A 16,128-nucleotide genomic window follows, 5' to 3' on the forward strand; every position below is an offset into this window, starting at 1 on the left:
GCTAGCGTGGACGCGTGATCCATGTCGACAGCCCGGTCTGGCCCGCGCACGGGCGGCTGTGGGCGCATCTGGTCAGCGACGTGTCCCTCGCGGAGCTGCACGCGTTCGCCGAACTGCTCGGCGCGCCCCGCCGCGGCTTCGACCGCGACCACTACGACATCCCCGCCGAGCGCGTCCCGGTCGCCCGCTGGCTAGGCGCCCACCACGCCACCTCCCGCGACATTGCCCGCCTGCTCCGCGCCGCCGGCCTCCGCATCCCCAAACACCTCACCCGCCCCCACTGACCCCCGCCCCGCCACGGCTCCACCGGCTGCGGCCCGCCCCGCCGTGTTGATCATGAACCTAAGGACGTGTTCGACGGCGTGTCCATCCCCTGGCACCGTGATCGATCAGCCCCGCGGGAGTGATCACGGCGGTGGGGTGGCGACACGCCGTCCACCACGTCCTTAGGTTCATGATCAACGCGGCGGGGGTGGGGTGGGGGTGAGGGAGGAGAGTTCGCGGTGGAGGTTGGTGCGGGCTGGGGATTCGAGGGCGGGGGTGTGGTGGTAGAGGGTGGGGAGGGCGAGTAGGGACTGGAGGACGGTGCTGCGGCCGATGCGCCAGAGGTCGTCGGGGACGTGGGAGTACTCGGCTCGGACGGCGGCCACGTAGCGGACGTAGTCGGGCCACGGAGCGGCGAGGATGGCCAGGTCGGCGTCGGCCAGCAGGGCGCCGTTGCGGTCGCCGGGGGCAACGGCGTGGCCGGCGGTGAGGCGGATCAGGCGGGTCACCTCCTCGATGACCGCGACCGGCACCTCGCATTCGGTCAGCAGTTCGGCGGTGAGCACGGCGCTGCGTTCCTCGTTGTCGGCGGCCGTCGGGTCGTAGACCGCGTCGTGGCCCCAGACCGCCAGCGCGACCGCCGGCTCGTCGCCGACCAGTTCCAGGCAGGCCGCCAGATGTTCCACCGTGTGGTAGAAGCGCTGCGGCTCGGACCAGCGGTTGATCAGCTCGGTGCCGACCTCGGCCAGCACGCTGTCCGGGGCGGTGGCTCCGGCGGCCCGCGCGGCGGCGGCGAACCGGTCGGGGGTGAGCAGACTGGTCATGGCCAAATCTTGGCGCATCCGACGGGCGCGCGGTGCCGGGTGCGCCACAGTTAGGTGGTGGACGCCGCCGAGCTGGGCCGACGCACGCGGATCACGCTGCGCGACCGGGTGCGGCGGGTGCGCGGCAGCCTCATCCTGTCCGTGCAGGCCGCGGTCGCGGCGGGGCTCGCCTGGTACGTGGCGCACGTCCTGCTCGGCCACGTGCAGCCGTTCTTCGCGCCCATCGCGGCGGTGGTCACGCTGGCGATCTCGGTGGGGCAGCGGATGCGGCGCGCGGCGGAGATCGTGGCCGGCAACGCGGTCGGCATCCTGCTCGGCGAGCTGCTCATCCTGGTCATCGGCCGGGGCGCCTGGCAGGTGTCGCTGGTGGTGCTGCTCGCGATCAACCTGGCCATCTTCATCGGCGGCTCGGCCTCGCTGGTGACCCAGGCGGCCTCGTCCGGCATCCTGGTCGCCACGCTGCTGCCGATCACCAGCGACTACTACCTGAGCCGCTTCGTCGACGCGGTCGTCGGCGGCGGCATCGCGCTGCTGGTGATGGCGCTGCTGCTGCCGCTGAACCCGCTGACCGAGGTGAAGCGGGCGGTCGGGCCGCTGATGGACTCACTCGCCGACGGGCTGAACCACGCGGCCGACGCGCTGGCGCACGGTGACGCGGCGGCGGCCCAGGACGCGCTGGACCGTATGCGGGAGGCGGAGTCGCACCTGCGGGCGTTCGGCGAGTCGCTGAAGGCGAGCAAGGAGCTGGCGACGATCGCCCCACTGCACTGGGGCAAGCACGGCCTGCTCCAGGCGTACATCGAGGCCGCCGACCATCTGGCGCGCGCGCTGCGTAACAGCCGGGTGCTGGTACGCCGCATCGTGTCGATGATCCGTGACCGCGAAACGGTGCCCGCCTCCCTGGTCGAGGCCGTGCACGCACTCGCGCAGTCGGTGTCGTCGCTGCGCCGGGAGCTGGCCGACGCGGTCGAGCCGGAGCAGGCGGCGGAGGCCGCCGCGCGGGCGGTGCGGCAGGCCAGCCAGGCGCACCAGGCCGGCCTGGACTTCTCCGGCGAGGTGGTGTTCGCGCAGGTGCGCTCGACCGCGACGGACCTGCTGCTGGCCGCCGGCCTGCCCCGGGAGGACGCAGAACGCCAGGTCAGACGCGCGGTTGGTCGGATCGACCAGTCGGGTTCCACCCGTTCGGCTGGTGGAAGCTCTGAACAAGCTGGGTAACGTCCCTCCGTTGATCGACTCCTCATCAATCCACGGGGGCAACACAAATGAAGATCCGCACCGCCCTGGCGGCGGGCGCCTCGCTGCTGTTCGCCGGCGGGCTCTCCGCTGTGCTCGGCACACCGGCCCACGCGGCCACCGGAATCGACCTGGCCGTGAACGTCCCCGCCAGCAAGATCGCGGTCGAGGCCGAGGGCAAGGGCTTCCGAGTAGACCTGTCCAACATCGGCACCGCCGCGTCCGGCGACGCCCTGCTCACCTACGACTTCAGCGGTCTGACCAGCTCCCTCGTCGCCGCCGACCTTTCCTTCCTGGAGGAGTCGGGTTGCGACATCACTGGGAAGATCGCGAAGTGCGGGCTCTACGGCTTCGCTCCCGGTGAGTCCTACATCGATGCGGTATACCTGCGTAACGTCGGCAAGACGGCGGGCGCCGCAGGCTCGTTCTCGGTGTCGTTCACCGCGGCCGGTGATGTCGACACCGCCAACAACAGCGTGACCGTGCCGGTGCAGGTCGTCGACAGCGGCGCGGACCTGATGTCCTTCGCGTTCGACGTGGTCGCCGGTTACACCGCCGACGGCAAGGTCATTCCGGTGAAGCCCGGCGAGAACGCGCCGTTGGCGTGGGGCATCCACAACAACGGCGACCAGTACGTGCACGGCCTGGAGTTCAGCATCACGCTGCCGCCCCACACCGTCTACGACGGCGGCGGAGACTTCCCCGGGTGGTGCGGTGTCGAGCAGGACCTGTCCGTGATCAAATGCTCGGCTCCCGACCTGGTGATCCCGCCCGGCGGCGCTTTCACGCCCACGTCCCTCGCTTACCTGTACGTCCTGCCGGGCTTCGTCGACGGGCCGCGGGCGCTGCCCGGCGGCCTGGTGAGCGCCAAGGCCATCAAGACGTCCGCCCAGGAGCCCGCCGGACGGGTCGTGACGAAGGTCGAGGGGTTCGAGGTCGCCGACAAGGTGACCGAGGAGCAGTTCGAGCAGATCGTCGAAGGCCTGCTGAAGGATGCGGTGTCGAACGCGGGCGAGGCTGGCGACGTCGACCCGGCCGACGATGACGCCTCGTTCGCGGTGCACGTGGCCGCCCCGGTCGCGGTCGACCAGGCCATCAGCGTGACCACGGCATACGGCAAGGTCGGCGACACGGTGAAGATCAAGGTCTCGGTCGGCAACGTCGGTAAGGCGAGCACCGGACCGGGCTTCTCGATCAAGGCGCCCTCCGGCACCTCCTTCGTCGCGCCCGACTCGCTGCCGTCCGTCGGTTGGTGCGAGGGCAAGGGGCAGATCCCCGCGTACTACACCGGCGAGACCGAGATCAGCTGCGGATTCGAGTCGGAGTTGCAGCCGGGCCGTTCGCTGACCCGTGAACTGCTGGTGCACATCGACTCCGCGCCCATCGGCAACGACGGCAGCGCAAAGACGACCACGTCGGTGGGCAAGGACACCAACCCCAAGAACGACACCGCCAAGGTCGTCATCAAGATCGGAACTCCGCCGGCCGGCGGCAACAACGGTGGCAACGGCGGCGGCCTGCCCGTCACGGGTGTCAACGTGGCCCTGATCGCCGGCATCGGTGGCGGGGTCGTGGTCCTCGGTGCGCTGCTGTTCCTGGTGACGCGCCGTCGCAAGGTCGTCGGAGACGACGCCCAGGCCTGATCGTCGAGGTAGCACGAAGCGGCCGGTGACCCGTCAGGGGTCACCGGCCGCTGTCGTCGTTCGCGGGCTCAGACGACGGCGCGCAGCGCGCCGAGGAACGTGTCCACGTCACTGTCCGTGGTGCCGATGCCGATGCTGGCGCGCAGCGCGGTGGCCGGCACGCCGTCCCAGCCCGCCCGCACCGAGGCCTCGCCGAGCAGGCGGCGGGCCAGCGGGTGGGCGCAGAACAGGCCGTCGCGTACGCCGATGTGGTGCTCCCGGGCCAGCCGCTGGGCGATCTCGGCGGAGTCGCGGCCGCGTACGGCGAAGGACACCACGCCGATGCGGGCCGCGTCGGCGTCGAAGGTGCGCAGCTCGGCGACGTCGGGCAGCTCCGCCAGCCCCGCCCGCAGCTTCGCCAGCAGGCGCTGCTCCTCGGCGTGCAGCGCGTACCGGTCGGCGGCCTCCAGGGTGGCGCACACCGCCGCCAGCGCCACCGCACCGAGCAGGTTGGGCGTGCCCGCCTCGTGCCGGGCCGGGCCGGTGGTCCACCGTACGTCGTGGGTGGCGTCGCCGACCCCGCTCGTCGCCCCGCCACCGGCCAGGTACGGCCGCGCGGCGTCGAGCCAGTCGCCCCGGCCGACGAGCACGCCCGCACCGAACGGGGCGTAGAGCTTGTGCCCGGACAGCGCCACGTAGTCGACGTCGAGGGTGGACACGTCGACCGGCACGTGCGGGGCGAGCTGCGCGGCGTCGAGCACGACCCGCGCGTTGAACCGGTGCGCGATCAGCGCGAGCTGCGCGACCGGCCACAGCTCTCCGGTGACGTTGCTCGCGCCGGTGACGGCGACCAGGACCTCGCCGTCGGCGTTGCCCCGGCGCACCTCGGCCAGCGCGGCGGCCAGGTAGCGCACCGCGGCGTCGGGCGAGCCCGGCACCGGCAGGCGCACCGCGTTGGGCCAGGGCAGCAGGTTGGCGTGGTGCTCCCCGGCGTACGTGATCACCGTGGTGCCCGCGGGCAGCGCGTGCGCCAGCAGGTTCAGCGCGTCGGTGGTGTTGCGGGTGAACACCACGTGGTCGCCCTCGCGTGCGCCGACGAAGTCGCCGACGGTCTGCCGGGCGCGCTCGTACTCCAGGGTGCAGCGCTGCGACAGCGCGCCCGCGCCCCGGTGCACCGAGCCGTACCAGGGCAGCAGTGCGGTGACCGCGTCGGCGGCGGCCTTCAGGCAGGGCGCGGTCGCCGCGTAGTCCAGATTGATCTGGCCGGGCACGCCGAGCACGGACAGCTCGGCCTCGGCCACGCGGACGGCTGTCACGTCGGCCGTCTCGACGGCGCTACAGGGTCGTTGGGCGATCGCGGTCATGGGGCACCTCCGGGGTCAGGGGACCCCTGGACCGCTGGTGGGAGTCCTCGGAACCGCCGTTCGGGCGGGTCGTCGGGACGAGCCACAAGCGGAGGCAAAGGTCCGCGCTTGCCCAGCACGACAACGGGCTGGGCCCGGTCATCACCCGGGGCACCCCACCGCGAACTACAGAGGGTTGCCGGTCAGCAAGCCGGGGCTTTGCTCTATCTTTCGACACATTCGCCCGCTGGCGCAGGTGAATGTGAGAGCGGCTGACACTCGTGACCTTTCGCCGAGCATAGCGGAGGTAGGCTGCGCCCATGTCCGACCTCCCGACTCCTGGGACCGAACCCGGCAGGGCCGACGCCGGCCCCTACAGCGCGCCGTCGCCGCCCACGCCGGCCCAGCCCTTGCCGGTCGGCACGGCCGGGCTCGGCCTGCCGCCCGCGCTGCCGGAGCCGTCGCTGCCGCTCAAGCGCCCCCGGCGCTGGCTGCCGCTGCTGCTCGCGATCGTCGTCGTCGGCGGCTCGGCCCTGGCCATGCTCGGCTACCTGGGCTGGCGGATCGGGCCACTGGCGTTCGCGGTCGGCCTGTCCGCGGCGCTGCTGCCGGTGCCGGTGCTCGTCGCCGCGTTCCTCTGGCTCGACCGGTACGAGCCGGAACCGCCGCGACTGCTGGTGATCAGCTTCCTGTGGGGCGCGTTCCCGGCGACGCTGCTGGCGCTGGGCGTCAACTCGTTCTTCACCGGCTGGCTGAACGTGGTCACCCTGCCCGACGCGGTGGTGGCCACGGTCGTCGCGCCGTTCATCGAGGAGCTGGGCAAGGCGGCGTTCCCGCTGTGGATCCTGTGGCGGCGTCGCCGCGAGCTGTCGGGCATCACCGACGGCATCGTCTACTGCGGCCTGTCCGGGGTCGGCTTCGCGATGGTGGAGAACATCCTCTACCTGGGCGGGCACGGCTTCTACGCGGGCAACGAGCAGTGGGGGCCGTACTCCGGGGCGCAGCTGGTCTTCGGCATGTTCCTGGGCCGCATCCTGATCTCCGGGTTCGCCCACCCGCTGTTCACCTCGATGACGGGCATCGGCATCGGCATCGCCGCACGCTCGGCCAGCAGCTGGGTGCGCTGGTGCGCGCCGGTGGGCGGGCTGCTGCTGGCGATGATCCTGCACGGCTCGTGGAACCTGATGGCCACGCTGTCCGCCTCGATCAGCCCCTACTTCTTCCTGTACGGCTACATCGCCGTCATGGTGCCGGTGTTCCTGTCCATGATCGGCGTCGCGCTGTGGGTGCGCGCCCGCGAGGGCCGGCTGGCGTTGCAGGTGCTGCCCGCGTACGCCACGGCAGGCTGGCTCACCCCGCCCGAGGTGGCGGCGATGGGCACGCTCGCCCGCCGGCACGCCGCCCGGGTCTGGGCGAAGCGGGTCGCCGGGGAGCCGGGCCGCCGGGCGATGAAGGAGTTCCAGTTCGCCGCCACGCGGCTGGCGCTGGTACGCGACGGCATGAACCGCGGCCTCGACGAGTACGACGCCGACCGGGCCCGCAGCGCGACCGAGGAGCGTGACCTGCTGCAGGTGCTCAGCACCACGCGGGCGGTGTTCGTGGGCCGCGATCCGCAGGTGCCGCCGGCCTTCTTCGACGGGGCGGTGTACCGGATGACCTTCCCGGACGGTGTGGCCCGCACCGTGCCGATGCCCGCGGAGCCAGTGGTGCCCGTCCCGGTGCTGCTGCCCCCGCCGGTGTACGCCCCGCAGCCCGGGTACCCGTATCCGCCGCAGCCGTACCACCCGCCGCAGGCGTCCTGACGCCACCGCCGCGACGAAGAAGGGCTCCGCCGGAACACCGGCGGAGCCCTCTCGTTTCGTGCCTCAGGCGGCGGGCGCGGGTGGCGCCTTGACGATCACCGAGTCCGGTTCGGGCTGCGGGCGTTCGGCCAGCGACCGGACCGCCGTGTTCAGGACCGCGATCAGCGGTACGGCGATCAGCGCGCCCACGATCCCGGCCAGCACCACACCCGCGGCGATGCCGATGATCACCGCCAGCGGGTGGATGGCCACCGCACGGCCCATGATCAGCGGCTGGAGCAGGTGGCCCTCGATCTGCTGCACGGCGATGACCGCGGCGAGCACCAGCAGCGCCGTCAGCGGGTCGTTGTTGACCAGCGCGACCAGCACCGCGACCGCGCCGGACAGGGTGGCGCCGACGATCGGGATGAACGCGCCGAGGAACACCAGCGCGGCCAGCGGCACCGCGAACGGCACCTTCAGCACCGCCAGCGCGATGCCGATGCCGACCGCGTCGATGAACGCGACCAGCACGGTGGCCCGCACGTACGCCCCCAGCGACGCCCATGCGGCGACCCCGGCCCGGTCCAGCGGCTCGCGGGCCTGGTTGGGCACCAGGCGCAGCAGGAAGCGCCAGATGACCCGGCCGTCCCGCAGGAAGAAGAACAACGTGAAGATCACCAGGAACAGGCCGCTGAGCACCTCGAAGACGGTGGTCGCGGTGGTGATCGCGCCGCTGGTCAGCGCGTCCTTGTTCGTGGTGATGGTCTTGGTGACCTCGCCGATCGCACTGTTCATCTGCGCGTCGGTCAGGTGCAGCGGGCCGTTCTTGAGCCAGGTCTGGATCTGCTGCACGCCCTCCGCGGCGTTCTTGGTCAGATCCGGCAGGCCGTTGACGAACTGGTTGATGACCAGGGTCAACGTGCCGGCGACGGCACCCAGCCCGGCCACCACCACGATCGCGGTGGCCAGCGAACGGGGCACCCGGACGTGGTTGAGCCAACGCACCGCGGGGCCCAGCAGGGCGGCCAGCAGCATCGCGATCAGCACCGGCACGACCACGATGCTGATCTTTCCGAGGAACTGCAACAGGTACACGAGCACGAAGCCGAGCACGATGATGCGCCAGGCCCAGGCCCCGCCGATGCGCAACGCGTACGGCACGTCGACGTCGTCGCGGCTGGCCGTGGAGTGGTGCAGCATCTCAGGCTCGCTCGGCTCGGGCAGCGGCTGGTCGGCCTCCCGGCGCTCGCGCTCCTCCTGCTCACGCTTGGCGCGGGCGCTGGCACGGCTGGCCTCGTAGGCCCGCCGCACATTCGCCTTGAAGTTGTCCAAACGACCCACTGGTGTCCTCCCGTGGACAGGCAACGCCACCACGTTAGTCGCCTGCGGCCACCGCTCCATCGGGGAAGTACCCTGACCGGCGTGACACTGAACGCAGACACCGCCGAGACCGGCCTGCCGATCCGTCTGTTGCACGACCGGGTGCTGGTCAAGCAGGAGGCGTCCGAGGGGGAGCGGCGCTCGTCCGCGGGCCTGGTGATCCCGGCCACCGCCTCGGTCGGGACGCGGCTGTCCTGGGCCACCGCCGTCGGCGTCGGCCCGCATGTGCGCGCGATCCAGGTCGGCGACCGGGTGCTGTTCGATCCCGACGAGCGATCCGAGGTGGAGTTGCACGGCGAGGCGTACGTGCTGCTGCGCGAGCGCGACGTGCACGCGGTCGCCGCCTCCCGCGTCGAGCCGGACGCCACAGGCCTTTACCTCTGACCCTCGCGTGCGACTGACCCCAGCCGCGCCGCCGCCTCGCTGTCGCGCCACGCGGCGGCGGCCTGCCCGGTTGACCCAGCCCGCCCTCGCCCCCGCCGAAGCGCCAGCGTGCCGTCAAGCGGCTGCCGGTGGCGGCCGGACGGGATCGGTCGGCTCGGCGACACGACCCGGGCACGGGATGACAGCGTGATCTAGGCTGCCGCGCGTGTTCGGCATCATCAGACCCTGCGCGCACAGCCTGTCCGAGCGGCTGCACAGCGAGTGGCTCGGCCACCTGTGCGGGCTCTGCCTGGCCCTGCGGGACGAGCACGGCCAGGCGGCCCGCATCGTCACCAACTACGACGGCCTGATCATCTCCGTGCTGACCCAGGCGCAGCAGGCGACCGTGCACCGGCGTACCGCCGGGCCGTGCCCGCTGCGCGGCATGCGCACCGCACCGGTGGCAGAAGGAGTGGGTGCGCGGCTGGCCGCGACGGTCTCCCTGGTGCTGGCGTCGGCCAAGCTGTCCGACCACGCCGCCGACGGCGACGGCGCGTACGCTCGCCGCCCGGTCGCCACCGGAGCCCGCCTGCTCGCGCGGCGCTGGGCCACCCGGGCCCACCGGTCCGGGCTGGACCTGGGCCTGGACACCGGTGTGCTGCTGACCGCCGTGCACGGCCAGCGGGAGGTGGAACGGGCGATCACCCTCGGCGGATCGCTGCTCACCGTCACCGAGCCGACCGAACTCGCCACCGCCGCCGCGTTCGCGCACACGGCGGTGCTGGCGGGCCGACCCGGCAACGCCGAGCCGCTGGCCGAGGCGGGCCGCTTCTTCGGCCGGATCGCGCACCTGCTCGACGCGGTCGAGGACCTCGCCGCCGACCGGGCCACCGGGGCGTGGAACCCGCTGCTCGCCACCGGGTCGTCGGTCGCGCAGGCCGGGGTGCTGGCCCGGGACGCCGCGGCGGGCATCCGGCTGGCCCTGGACGAGGTGGCCTTCGACGACCGGAAGCTGGTGCACCGGCTGTTGGTGCACGAGGTCGAGCACGCCATCGAGCGCACCTTCGCCGGCTCCGACCCGGACTACTACCCGCCGGTCGTCCAGCCGGGCAAGAAGGGCCGCCGGCCGAAGGCACCCAAGCCCTCGGGCAGCGGCTCGTGCTGGTGGCCGCAGGTGGAGCTGCCGCCGGTCACCCGTGGGCCGATCTTCGGGTGCGCGGTGGCGAGCTGGATGTGCTGCACCTGCCAGGTCTGCTGCCGCGACCCCTATCCGGGTCCGTGGAGCGGGCTGCCCCGCGACGGCTGGTGCACCAACTGCGACTGCGGCAGCGACTGCGGCAGTTGCTGCGACGTCTGCAACTGCTGCAAGATCTGCAAACACTGCGACTGCTGCGACTGCTCCTGCGACTGCTGACGCTGCCCGGCCGCCCGCCGCGCCTCGATCATCGGACTTGCCTGGCACTTGTGCGTATCTTGAGCAGTGATTCGCACAGGTGCCAGGCAAGTCGAGCGATCTTGACGCGACCGGGCGCGGCGCGGGTCAGCTCTCGCTGAGGCGTTTCAGGGACTTGAGGACGACCTCCTGCTTGGTGGTGTACCAGAAGGGCGGGAGGCTGGCGCGTAGGAACGAGCCGTAGCCGCGGGCGGTCTCCAGGCGGGAGTCGAGCACGGCGACCACGCCCTTGTCCGAGGTGGACCGGATCAGCCGACCCACGCCCTGGGCCAGCCGGATGGCCGCGATCGGCACGCTCACCGCGGCGAAGCCCGAGCCGCCGCCCGCGTCGACCGCCGCCGAGCGGGCCGAGGCCAGCGGCTCGTCCGGGCGGGGGAACGGCAGCCGGTCGATGACGACCAGCTGGCACGCGTCCCCGGGCACGTCCACGCCCTGCCACAGCGACATGACACCGAGCAGGCAGCTGTTGCGGTCCTCGCGGAACTTGCGGACCAGCAGCGGCAACGCCTCGTCGCCCTGCAGCAGCACGGTCAGGTTCGTCTTGGCGCGCAGCAGCTCCGCGGCCTGCTGCGCGGCCTTGCGGGAGGAGAAGAGCCCGAGGGTACGCCCGCCGAGCGCCTCGACCAGCGCCAGCAGCTCCGCCCCGGCGGCATCCGGCAGGCCGGACGCGGCGGGCCGGGGCAGGTGCGCCGCGACGTAGAGGATGCCCTGCTTCGGGTAGTCGAACGGGGAGCCGACGTCGAGCGACTTCCAGCCGGGCCCGGACGCAGGCTCCGGCTGCGTGCCCGGCTTGGCGGGAGCCTTGGCGCTCACCGGCAGGCCCAGCGAGCGGGCGAGGGTGTCGAAGTTGCCGCCGAGGGTAAGCGTGGCCGAGGTGGCGACGACGGTGCGGTCCTCGTAGAGCTTCTCGCCGAGCAGCCCGGCGACCGACAGCGGCGCGACCACCAGGGCCCGGCGCGGCTCGTGCTCCACCCAGACGACGTCGTGCTCGTTGTCCTCCAGCAGCCGCTGCGCGGTCTTGGACACCTCGTCGAGCAGCGCCTTGGCCTGCTGTTTGCGTACCGGATCGGGGTCCTCGGCTTTGATCTCGCCGATTCGGCTCAGGCCACGGCGGGTCGCGCCGTCGAGCAGCGTGCACGCCTCGACGATGCCCGTCGGCAGCTTGCCGGTGATGCGCCCGGCCTGGGTCTCGGCCAGCCCGACGGTCAGCGCGTCGGCCGCCTCGACGAGGGACTGGTACTCCTCGCCCTCCACGAACGGGCGGGCGGCGCGGGCGGTGCGGTCCACAGCGTCCGGGGTCAGCTCGGCCTGGGCCGCGCTGGACACCCGGTCGGCGAGCTCGTGCGCCTCGTCGATGATCAGCAGCTTGTGCTCGGGCACGATGTGCCGCCCGGCCATCATGTCGACCGAGAGCAGCGAGTGGTTGGTGACCACCACGTCGGCCTCGCGGGCGCGGGCGCGCGACAGCTCCGCGAAGCAGTCCGGCCCGTACGGGCAGCGGGCCGCGCCGACGCACTCGCGCGCCGGGGTCGACACCAAACGCCAGGCGGTGTCGTCGACGCCCGGGTCGAGCTCGTCACGGTCGCCGGTGTCGCTCTCCATCGCCCAGTCGCGGATGCGCTCGATCTGCTTGCCCAGCCGGCCGGACTCGCCGAGCCACTTCACCCCGCTGCCGCTGCTGCCCGCGTCGAACAGGGAGTCCTGCGGGTCCTGTTCGTCGGAGTGCTCCAGTTTCGCCAGGCACACGTAGTGGTGGCGGCCCTTGAGCAGGGCGAACGTCGGCTCACGGCCGAGCAGCGGGGAGATCGCCTTGCCGATGCGGGGCAGGTCCTTCTCCACCAGCTGCGACTGGAGCGCGAGCGTGGCCGTAGAGATGACGACAGGTCCGTCCACCGTCAGCGCCGGGGCGAGGTAGGCCAGTGACTTTCCGGTGCCGGTGCCGGCCTGCACCAGCAGGTGGTCGCCGGACTCGATGGCCGTGCTGATGGCCGCGGTCATGGCCTGCTGGCCGGGCCGCGCCGAGCCGCCGGGCACCGCGCCTACAGCGGCCTCTAGCAGGTCGAGGGCGCTGTGGTCACGTGTTCGCTTCTTCTTCGGCGGCACCGGTTGACCGTACCGGCTGGCACCGACGGTCTTCCACCGCGCCGCCGGATTTGGGACTATGGCGCATTGTGGGCGCGACCCGCGTCACCCCCGCATCGTTGCGCGGTGGTGCGAGGGTGTACGCCACCGCCGTGAAACGAGGTAGTCGATGGGCGTCGTACGGGTCGAGATCCGCAAGTTCGACGGCAGCGCGCACCGGGCCTTCCCGGCGACTCTGCTCGGCCGCGACGAGCACGGCACCTGGCTGGGCATCCCGAGCGGCACGGTCAGCGACACCGGCAAGGTGTACGAGATCCCCGGCGTGGTCCTCGTCCCGCACACCGGCTGGTGGACGGCCATGTTCAACGCCGCCCCCCGCAACACCTCCCTCTACTGCGACATCACCACCCCCGCTACCTGGAACGACGACACCGTCACCGTCACCGACCTCGACCTCGACGTACGCAAGATCCGCCTGACCGGCGAGGTCCAGCTGGTCGATGAGGACGAGTTCGCCGCCCACCAGACCAAGTTCGGCTACCCCGAAGAAGTCGTCCAGCAGGCCCGCGCCGCCGCCCAGTGGCTCCTCGACGCCGTCCGCACCAACCAGGAACCCTTCACCACCCACTTCCACCGCTGGCTAGCCCACGTCTCCCCCTAACCCCCCACCCCGCCCCTCTCCCGGGTTGATCATGAACCTAGGGACGTGGTCGACGGCGTGTCGCCACCTTGCCGCCGTGATCACCGGATGACCCGCGGGCCTACCCCGCTCGCCGCATCACCGCGTTGCCTGGCTCGGCCGGGCTCTGCCGCACCCCCACCCCGTGGTGCCACTCCGCCGTCATCCCGCCGCCACCTCGCCGTGCCGCCGTGCCACCGTGCCGCCCGCGATTGTTGATCACGGCGGCGGGGTAGCGACACGCCGTCCAACACGTCCCTAGGTTCATGATCAACGGGGTAGGGGTGGGCGGAAGTTGGGGATGGGCGGTGTGGGGGTGGGTTTTGGGCGATGATCGAGATGTGGCGGATGTGTCCGGATTGCTGCGGGTCGGGTCGGGGGTGGACCTTGGGGCGATCGATCCGGCGGGGACGCCTGGGTTGCCGGATCGCAAGGGTGTGCGGCGTGATCCGAAGGGGTGGGCGCGGGCCGAGCTGGTGACGCTGGGGCAGGAGCTGGCTCGGCAGCAGGAGATGCTGTTCGCGAACGCCAAGGTCAACCCGGCCGATCAGCGGCGGGTGCTGCTGGTGCTGCAGGCGATGGACTGCGGGGGCAAGGACGGCACCGTGAAGAAGGTGGCCGGCACGATGAACCCCGAGGGTCTGCGGATCACCGCGTTCGGCCCGCCGACGGCGGAGGAGCGGCAGCACGACTTCCTGTGGCGGATCCGCCGGGCGCTGCCGCTGCCGGGATACCTGGGCATCTTCAACCGGTCGCACTACGAGGACGTGCTGGTCGTGCGGGTGCGCCGGCTGGCGCCGCCCCGGGTGTGGAAACCCCGGTACGAGAAGATCAACAGCTTCGAACGTGAGCTTGTCGACAGCGGGTTCTCCCTGGTCAAGGTGATGCTGCACATCTCTTACGAGGAGCAGCGCCGCCGGTTGCTGGAACGCCTGCGGGACCCCACGAAGTACTGGAAGTACAACCCGGACGACGTCGACAACCGCGCCTACTGGCCCGCGTACCAGCAGGCTTATCAGGACGCGATCCAGCGGTGTGGGACTGATCACGCCCCCTGGCATGTGGTCCCGGCGGACCGGAAGTGGTACCGCGACTGGGCGGTGGCACACCTCATCCTCGATGCCCTGAAACGCCTGGATCTGAGCTATCCGCCGGCCGACTTCGACCCGCGAGCCGAGACGAAGCGCCTGGAACGTGAGGAAACGGGCAGCGCGCCGAAGGTGAACGGCAGGTGAACGGGCCATGAAGGGAAGAAGGCGCTGGGTGACCGGGTCACGAACGCCGGGTAACAGTGCTTAGCATTCCCCCGACCAGACCGTCCGGATGACACCACCAAACCAAAGGTGCTTGCGGTGAAGTTTTCACTCCGCCCCCAAGAGGGCGCCTTCTACGAGATGTTCTCCCGTGCCGCCCAGAATCTGGTGCGGGGCACGGAGCTGCTCTCCGAGCTGGCGCTGCCCGGCGCCGACGTGCAGTCGATCAGCGAGCGGCTGGCCGAGGTCGAGCACGACAGCGACAAGATCACGCATGAGCTGTACAACAAGATCAACTCAACCTTCATCACGCCGTTCGACCGCGAGGACATCTACCGCCTCGGCTCCGGGCTCGACGACGTCATGGATCACCTGGAGGCCGTGGGCAACCTGGTCTACCTGTACGGCCTGACCAAGCTCCCGGCGCTGCCGCGCGAGATGATCGAGATGATCGACGTGCTGGACCAGCAGGCCAAGGTCACCGCGCTGGCCATGCCGCGGCTCAAGCAGATGAAGGGCCTCAAGGACTACTGGGTCGAGTGCAACCGCCTGGAGAACGACGGCGACCGCACCTACCGCATGCTGCTGGTCCGGCTGTTCAGCGGTGAGTACGACGCGCTGACCGTCCTGAAGATGAAGGAGGTCGCCGACGAGCTGGAGGCCGCCTGCGACGCCTTCGAGCACGTGGCGAACACCGTCGAGACCATCGCCGTCAAGGAGTCCTGATGCGCGGCCTCATCGCCGGCCGGGGAGCCTGACGTGAACGAACTCCTCATCCCGGTGCTCGCGGTCATCATCGCGGCCATGGTGTTCGACTACACCAACGGCTTCCACGATGCCGCGAACGCCATCGCCACCAGCGTCTCCACCCGGGCGCTGACCCCGCGGATCGCGCTGGGCATCGCCGCGCTGGGCAACTTCGTCGGCGCGCACTTCGGCGCCCAGGTGGCCAAGACCGTCGGCAGCGGCATCATCACCCCGCCCGAGGGCGAGGCCGGTCTGGGCATCGTGTTCGCCGGCGTCGTCGGGGCCATCGCCTGGAACCTGCTGACCTGGTATTTCGGCATCCCCTCGTCGTCCTCGCACGCCCTGATCGGCGGCCTGGTCGGTGCGATGCTGGGCGCGATCGCGTTCGGCGTGCAGGGCGAGGTGCTCTGGGGCGGCATCGTGGAGAAGGTCGTCATCCCGATGATCGCGTCCCCGGCCACCGGCTTCATCCTCGGCGCGCTCCTGATGCTGGCCCTGCTCTGGGCGGTGTACCTGCTGGCCAAGGCGACCGCGAAGAAGAAGACGGGGCGGTTCTTCCACCCCACCCCGCTCAACCGGTTCTTCCGCATCATGCAGTCGCTGTCGGCGGTCGCCATGTCCGTCGGCCATGGCATGCAGGACGCCGCGAAGACCATGGGCATCATCGTGCTGGCGCTCTACACGGGCGGCTTCCAGAGCTCGAACGAGCACATCCCGGAGTGGGTGTTCTGGACCTCGGCCACCGTGTTGGCGCTCGGCACGTACGCGGGCGGCTGGCGCATCATCCGCACCCTGGGCCGCCGGGTCATCCACCTGGACCCGATGGCCGGGTTCGCAGCCGAGAGCGTCGCCAGCGGCGTGCTCTTCACCGCCGCGGCCTACGGCCTGCCCATCTCCACCACGCACACGATCACCTCGGCGATCATGGGCGTCGGCGCCACCAAGAAGTTCTCGGCCGTCCGCTGGGGCGTCGCCGGCAACATCGTGATGGCCTGGGTCCTCACCTTCCCCGGCGCGGCCCTGGCCGCCATCATCGCCTACGTCCTGGTCCGCCCCATCTTCTGAGTTCTCCAGCCAAGATCGCGACGATCTTGCGCGAAC

At 71.3% G+C, this 16,128-nt stretch carries 14 protein-coding genes and 1 riboswitch; of the genes, 10 read left to right on the forward strand and 4 right to left on the reverse strand.

Annotation, left to right across the window (positions count from 1 at the left end):
* Nucleotides 1–14 precede the first annotated feature (14 nt).
* On the forward strand, nucleotides 15–284 hold the full coding sequence (locus tag AB0B66_RS19100; protein WP_360531072.1) for a DUF4031 domain-containing protein: 270 nt from the start codon (nucleotides 15–17) through the stop codon (nucleotides 282–284).
* A gap of 174 nt (nucleotides 285–458) precedes the next feature.
* Here AB0B66_RS19100 and AB0B66_RS19105 read toward each other — a convergent pair whose 3' ends face one another.
* Complete coding sequence (locus tag AB0B66_RS19105) at nucleotides 459–1,088, reverse strand: metal-dependent phosphohydrolase (RefSeq protein WP_360531075.1); 630 nt, start codon at nucleotides 1,086–1,088, stop codon at nucleotides 459–461.
* A gap of 57 nt (nucleotides 1,089–1,145) precedes the next feature.
* Between AB0B66_RS19105 and AB0B66_RS19110 the strand changes: the two genes are divergently transcribed.
* On the forward strand, nucleotides 1,146–2,303 hold the full coding sequence (locus AB0B66_RS19110; protein ID WP_360531078.1) for an FUSC family protein: 1,158 nt from the start codon (nucleotides 1,146–1,148) through the stop codon (nucleotides 2,301–2,303).
* Nucleotides 2,304–2,350: 47 nt separating this feature from the next.
* Nucleotides 2,351–3,964, forward strand: a complete 1,614-nt coding sequence (locus AB0B66_RS19115) for a hypothetical protein (RefSeq protein ID WP_360531081.1) — start codon at nucleotides 2,351–2,353, stop codon at nucleotides 3,962–3,964.
* A gap of 68 nt (nucleotides 3,965–4,032) precedes the next feature.
* On the opposite strand, the gene AB0B66_RS19120 is transcribed toward AB0B66_RS19115, so the two are convergent.
* A complete protein-coding gene (locus tag AB0B66_RS19120) occupies nucleotides 4,033–5,307 on the reverse strand; it encodes an aminotransferase class V-fold PLP-dependent enzyme (protein ID WP_360531084.1) in 1,275 nt (424 codons plus the stop codon).
* Nucleotides 5,308–5,406: 99 nt separating this feature from the next.
* A riboswitch (SAM riboswitch) is annotated at nucleotides 5,407–5,523 on the reverse strand.
* 83 nt (nucleotides 5,524–5,606) lie between these two features.
* Between AB0B66_RS19120 and AB0B66_RS19125 the strand changes: the two genes are divergently transcribed.
* The gene (locus tag AB0B66_RS19125; RefSeq protein ID WP_360531087.1) at nucleotides 5,607–7,088 is read left to right on the forward strand and encodes a PrsW family intramembrane metalloprotease; all 1,482 of its coding nucleotides are present in this window, start codon (nucleotides 5,607–5,609) and stop codon (nucleotides 7,086–7,088) included.
* Nucleotides 7,089–7,151: 63 nt separating this feature from the next.
* Here AB0B66_RS19125 and AB0B66_RS19130 read toward each other — a convergent pair whose 3' ends face one another.
* A complete protein-coding gene (locus AB0B66_RS19130; protein ID WP_360531090.1) occupies nucleotides 7,152–8,411 on the reverse strand; it encodes an AI-2E family transporter in 1,260 nt (419 codons plus the stop codon).
* An 87-nt stretch (nucleotides 8,412–8,498) separates the two neighbouring features.
* Here AB0B66_RS19130 and AB0B66_RS19135 point away from each other — a divergent pair, with 87 nt between their 5' ends.
* Nucleotides 8,499–8,834 carry a co-chaperone GroES gene (locus AB0B66_RS19135; protein WP_360531399.1) on the forward strand — a complete coding sequence of 112 codons (336 nt, stop codon included), beginning with the start codon at nucleotides 8,499–8,501 and terminating at the stop codon, nucleotides 8,832–8,834.
* 205 nt (nucleotides 8,835–9,039) lie between these two features.
* Complete coding sequence (locus AB0B66_RS19140) at nucleotides 9,040–10,227, forward strand: DUF5685 family protein (protein ID WP_360531093.1); 1,188 nt, start codon at nucleotides 9,040–9,042, stop codon at nucleotides 10,225–10,227.
* Nucleotides 10,228–10,353: 126 nt separating this feature from the next.
* On the opposite strand, the gene AB0B66_RS19145 is transcribed toward AB0B66_RS19140, so the two are convergent.
* Nucleotides 10,354–12,264 carry an ATP-dependent DNA helicase gene (locus AB0B66_RS19145; protein ID WP_360531402.1) on the reverse strand — a complete coding sequence of 637 codons (1,911 nt, stop codon included), beginning with the start codon at nucleotides 12,262–12,264 and terminating at the stop codon, nucleotides 10,354–10,356.
* 253 nt (nucleotides 12,265–12,517) lie between these two features.
* On the opposite strand from AB0B66_RS19145, the gene AB0B66_RS19150 reads away from it, so the two are divergent.
* The 4 genes from AB0B66_RS19150 to AB0B66_RS19165 all read left to right on the forward strand — a co-directional run bounded on the left by AB0B66_RS19150 (nucleotide 12,518) and on the right by AB0B66_RS19165 (nucleotide 16,092).
* Nucleotides 12,518–13,009, forward strand: a complete 492-nt coding sequence (locus tag AB0B66_RS19150) for a DUF402 domain-containing protein (protein WP_360531096.1) — start codon at nucleotides 12,518–12,520, stop codon at nucleotides 13,007–13,009.
* 284 nt (nucleotides 13,010–13,293) lie between these two features.
* Nucleotides 13,294–14,262 (forward strand): PPK2 family polyphosphate kinase, encoded by a 969-nt coding sequence (locus AB0B66_RS19155; RefSeq protein ID WP_360531099.1) that lies wholly within the window; start codon nucleotides 13,294–13,296, stop codon nucleotides 14,260–14,262.
* Nucleotides 14,263–14,379: 117 nt separating this feature from the next.
* Nucleotides 14,380–15,006: a DUF47 family protein gene (locus AB0B66_RS19160; RefSeq protein WP_360531102.1), complete on the forward strand. Its 627-nt coding sequence runs from the start codon at nucleotides 14,380–14,382 to the stop codon at nucleotides 15,004–15,006.
* Between the two features lie 33 nt (nucleotides 15,007–15,039).
* Nucleotides 15,040–16,092 carry an inorganic phosphate transporter gene (locus AB0B66_RS19165; protein ID WP_360531105.1) on the forward strand — a complete coding sequence of 351 codons (1,053 nt, stop codon included), beginning with the start codon at nucleotides 15,040–15,042 and terminating at the stop codon, nucleotides 16,090–16,092.
* The last annotated feature ends 36 nt before the right edge of the window (nucleotides 16,093–16,128 follow it).

It is taken from the genome of Catellatospora sp. NPDC049111, from assembly GCF_040648615.1.
In the GTDB taxonomy this organism is placed as follows: Bacteria; Actinomycetota; Actinomycetes; order Mycobacteriales; family Micromonosporaceae; genus Catellatospora; species Catellatospora aurea.

What these genes read in the sequence shown, in the direction of transcription:
- AB0B66_RS19105 (WP_360531075.1), bottom strand. Translation starts at nt 1,088, where the DNA reads ATGACCAGTCTGCTCACCCCCGACCGGTTCGCCGCCGCCGCGCGGGCC.
- AB0B66_RS19115 (WP_360531081.1), top strand. Translation starts at nt 2,351, where the DNA reads ATGAAGATCCGCACCGCCCTGGCGGCGGGCGCCTCGCTGCTGTTCGCC.
- AB0B66_RS19120 (WP_360531084.1), bottom strand. Translation starts at nt 5,307, where the DNA reads ATGACCGCGATCGCCCAACGACCCTGTAGCGCCGTCGAGACGGCCGAC.
- AB0B66_RS19125 (WP_360531087.1), top strand. Translation starts at nt 5,607, where the DNA reads ATGTCCGACCTCCCGACTCCTGGGACCGAACCCGGCAGGGCCGACGCC.
- AB0B66_RS19145 (WP_360531402.1), bottom strand. Translation starts at nt 12,264, where the DNA reads ATGACCGCGGCCATCAGCACGGCCATCGAGTCCGGCGACCACCTGCTG.
- AB0B66_RS19150 (WP_360531096.1), top strand. Translation starts at nt 12,518, where the DNA reads ATGGGCGTCGTACGGGTCGAGATCCGCAAGTTCGACGGCAGCGCGCAC.
- AB0B66_RS19155 (WP_360531099.1), top strand. Translation starts at nt 13,294, where the DNA reads ATGATCAACGGGGTAGGGGTGGGCGGAAGTTGGGGATGGGCGGTGTGG.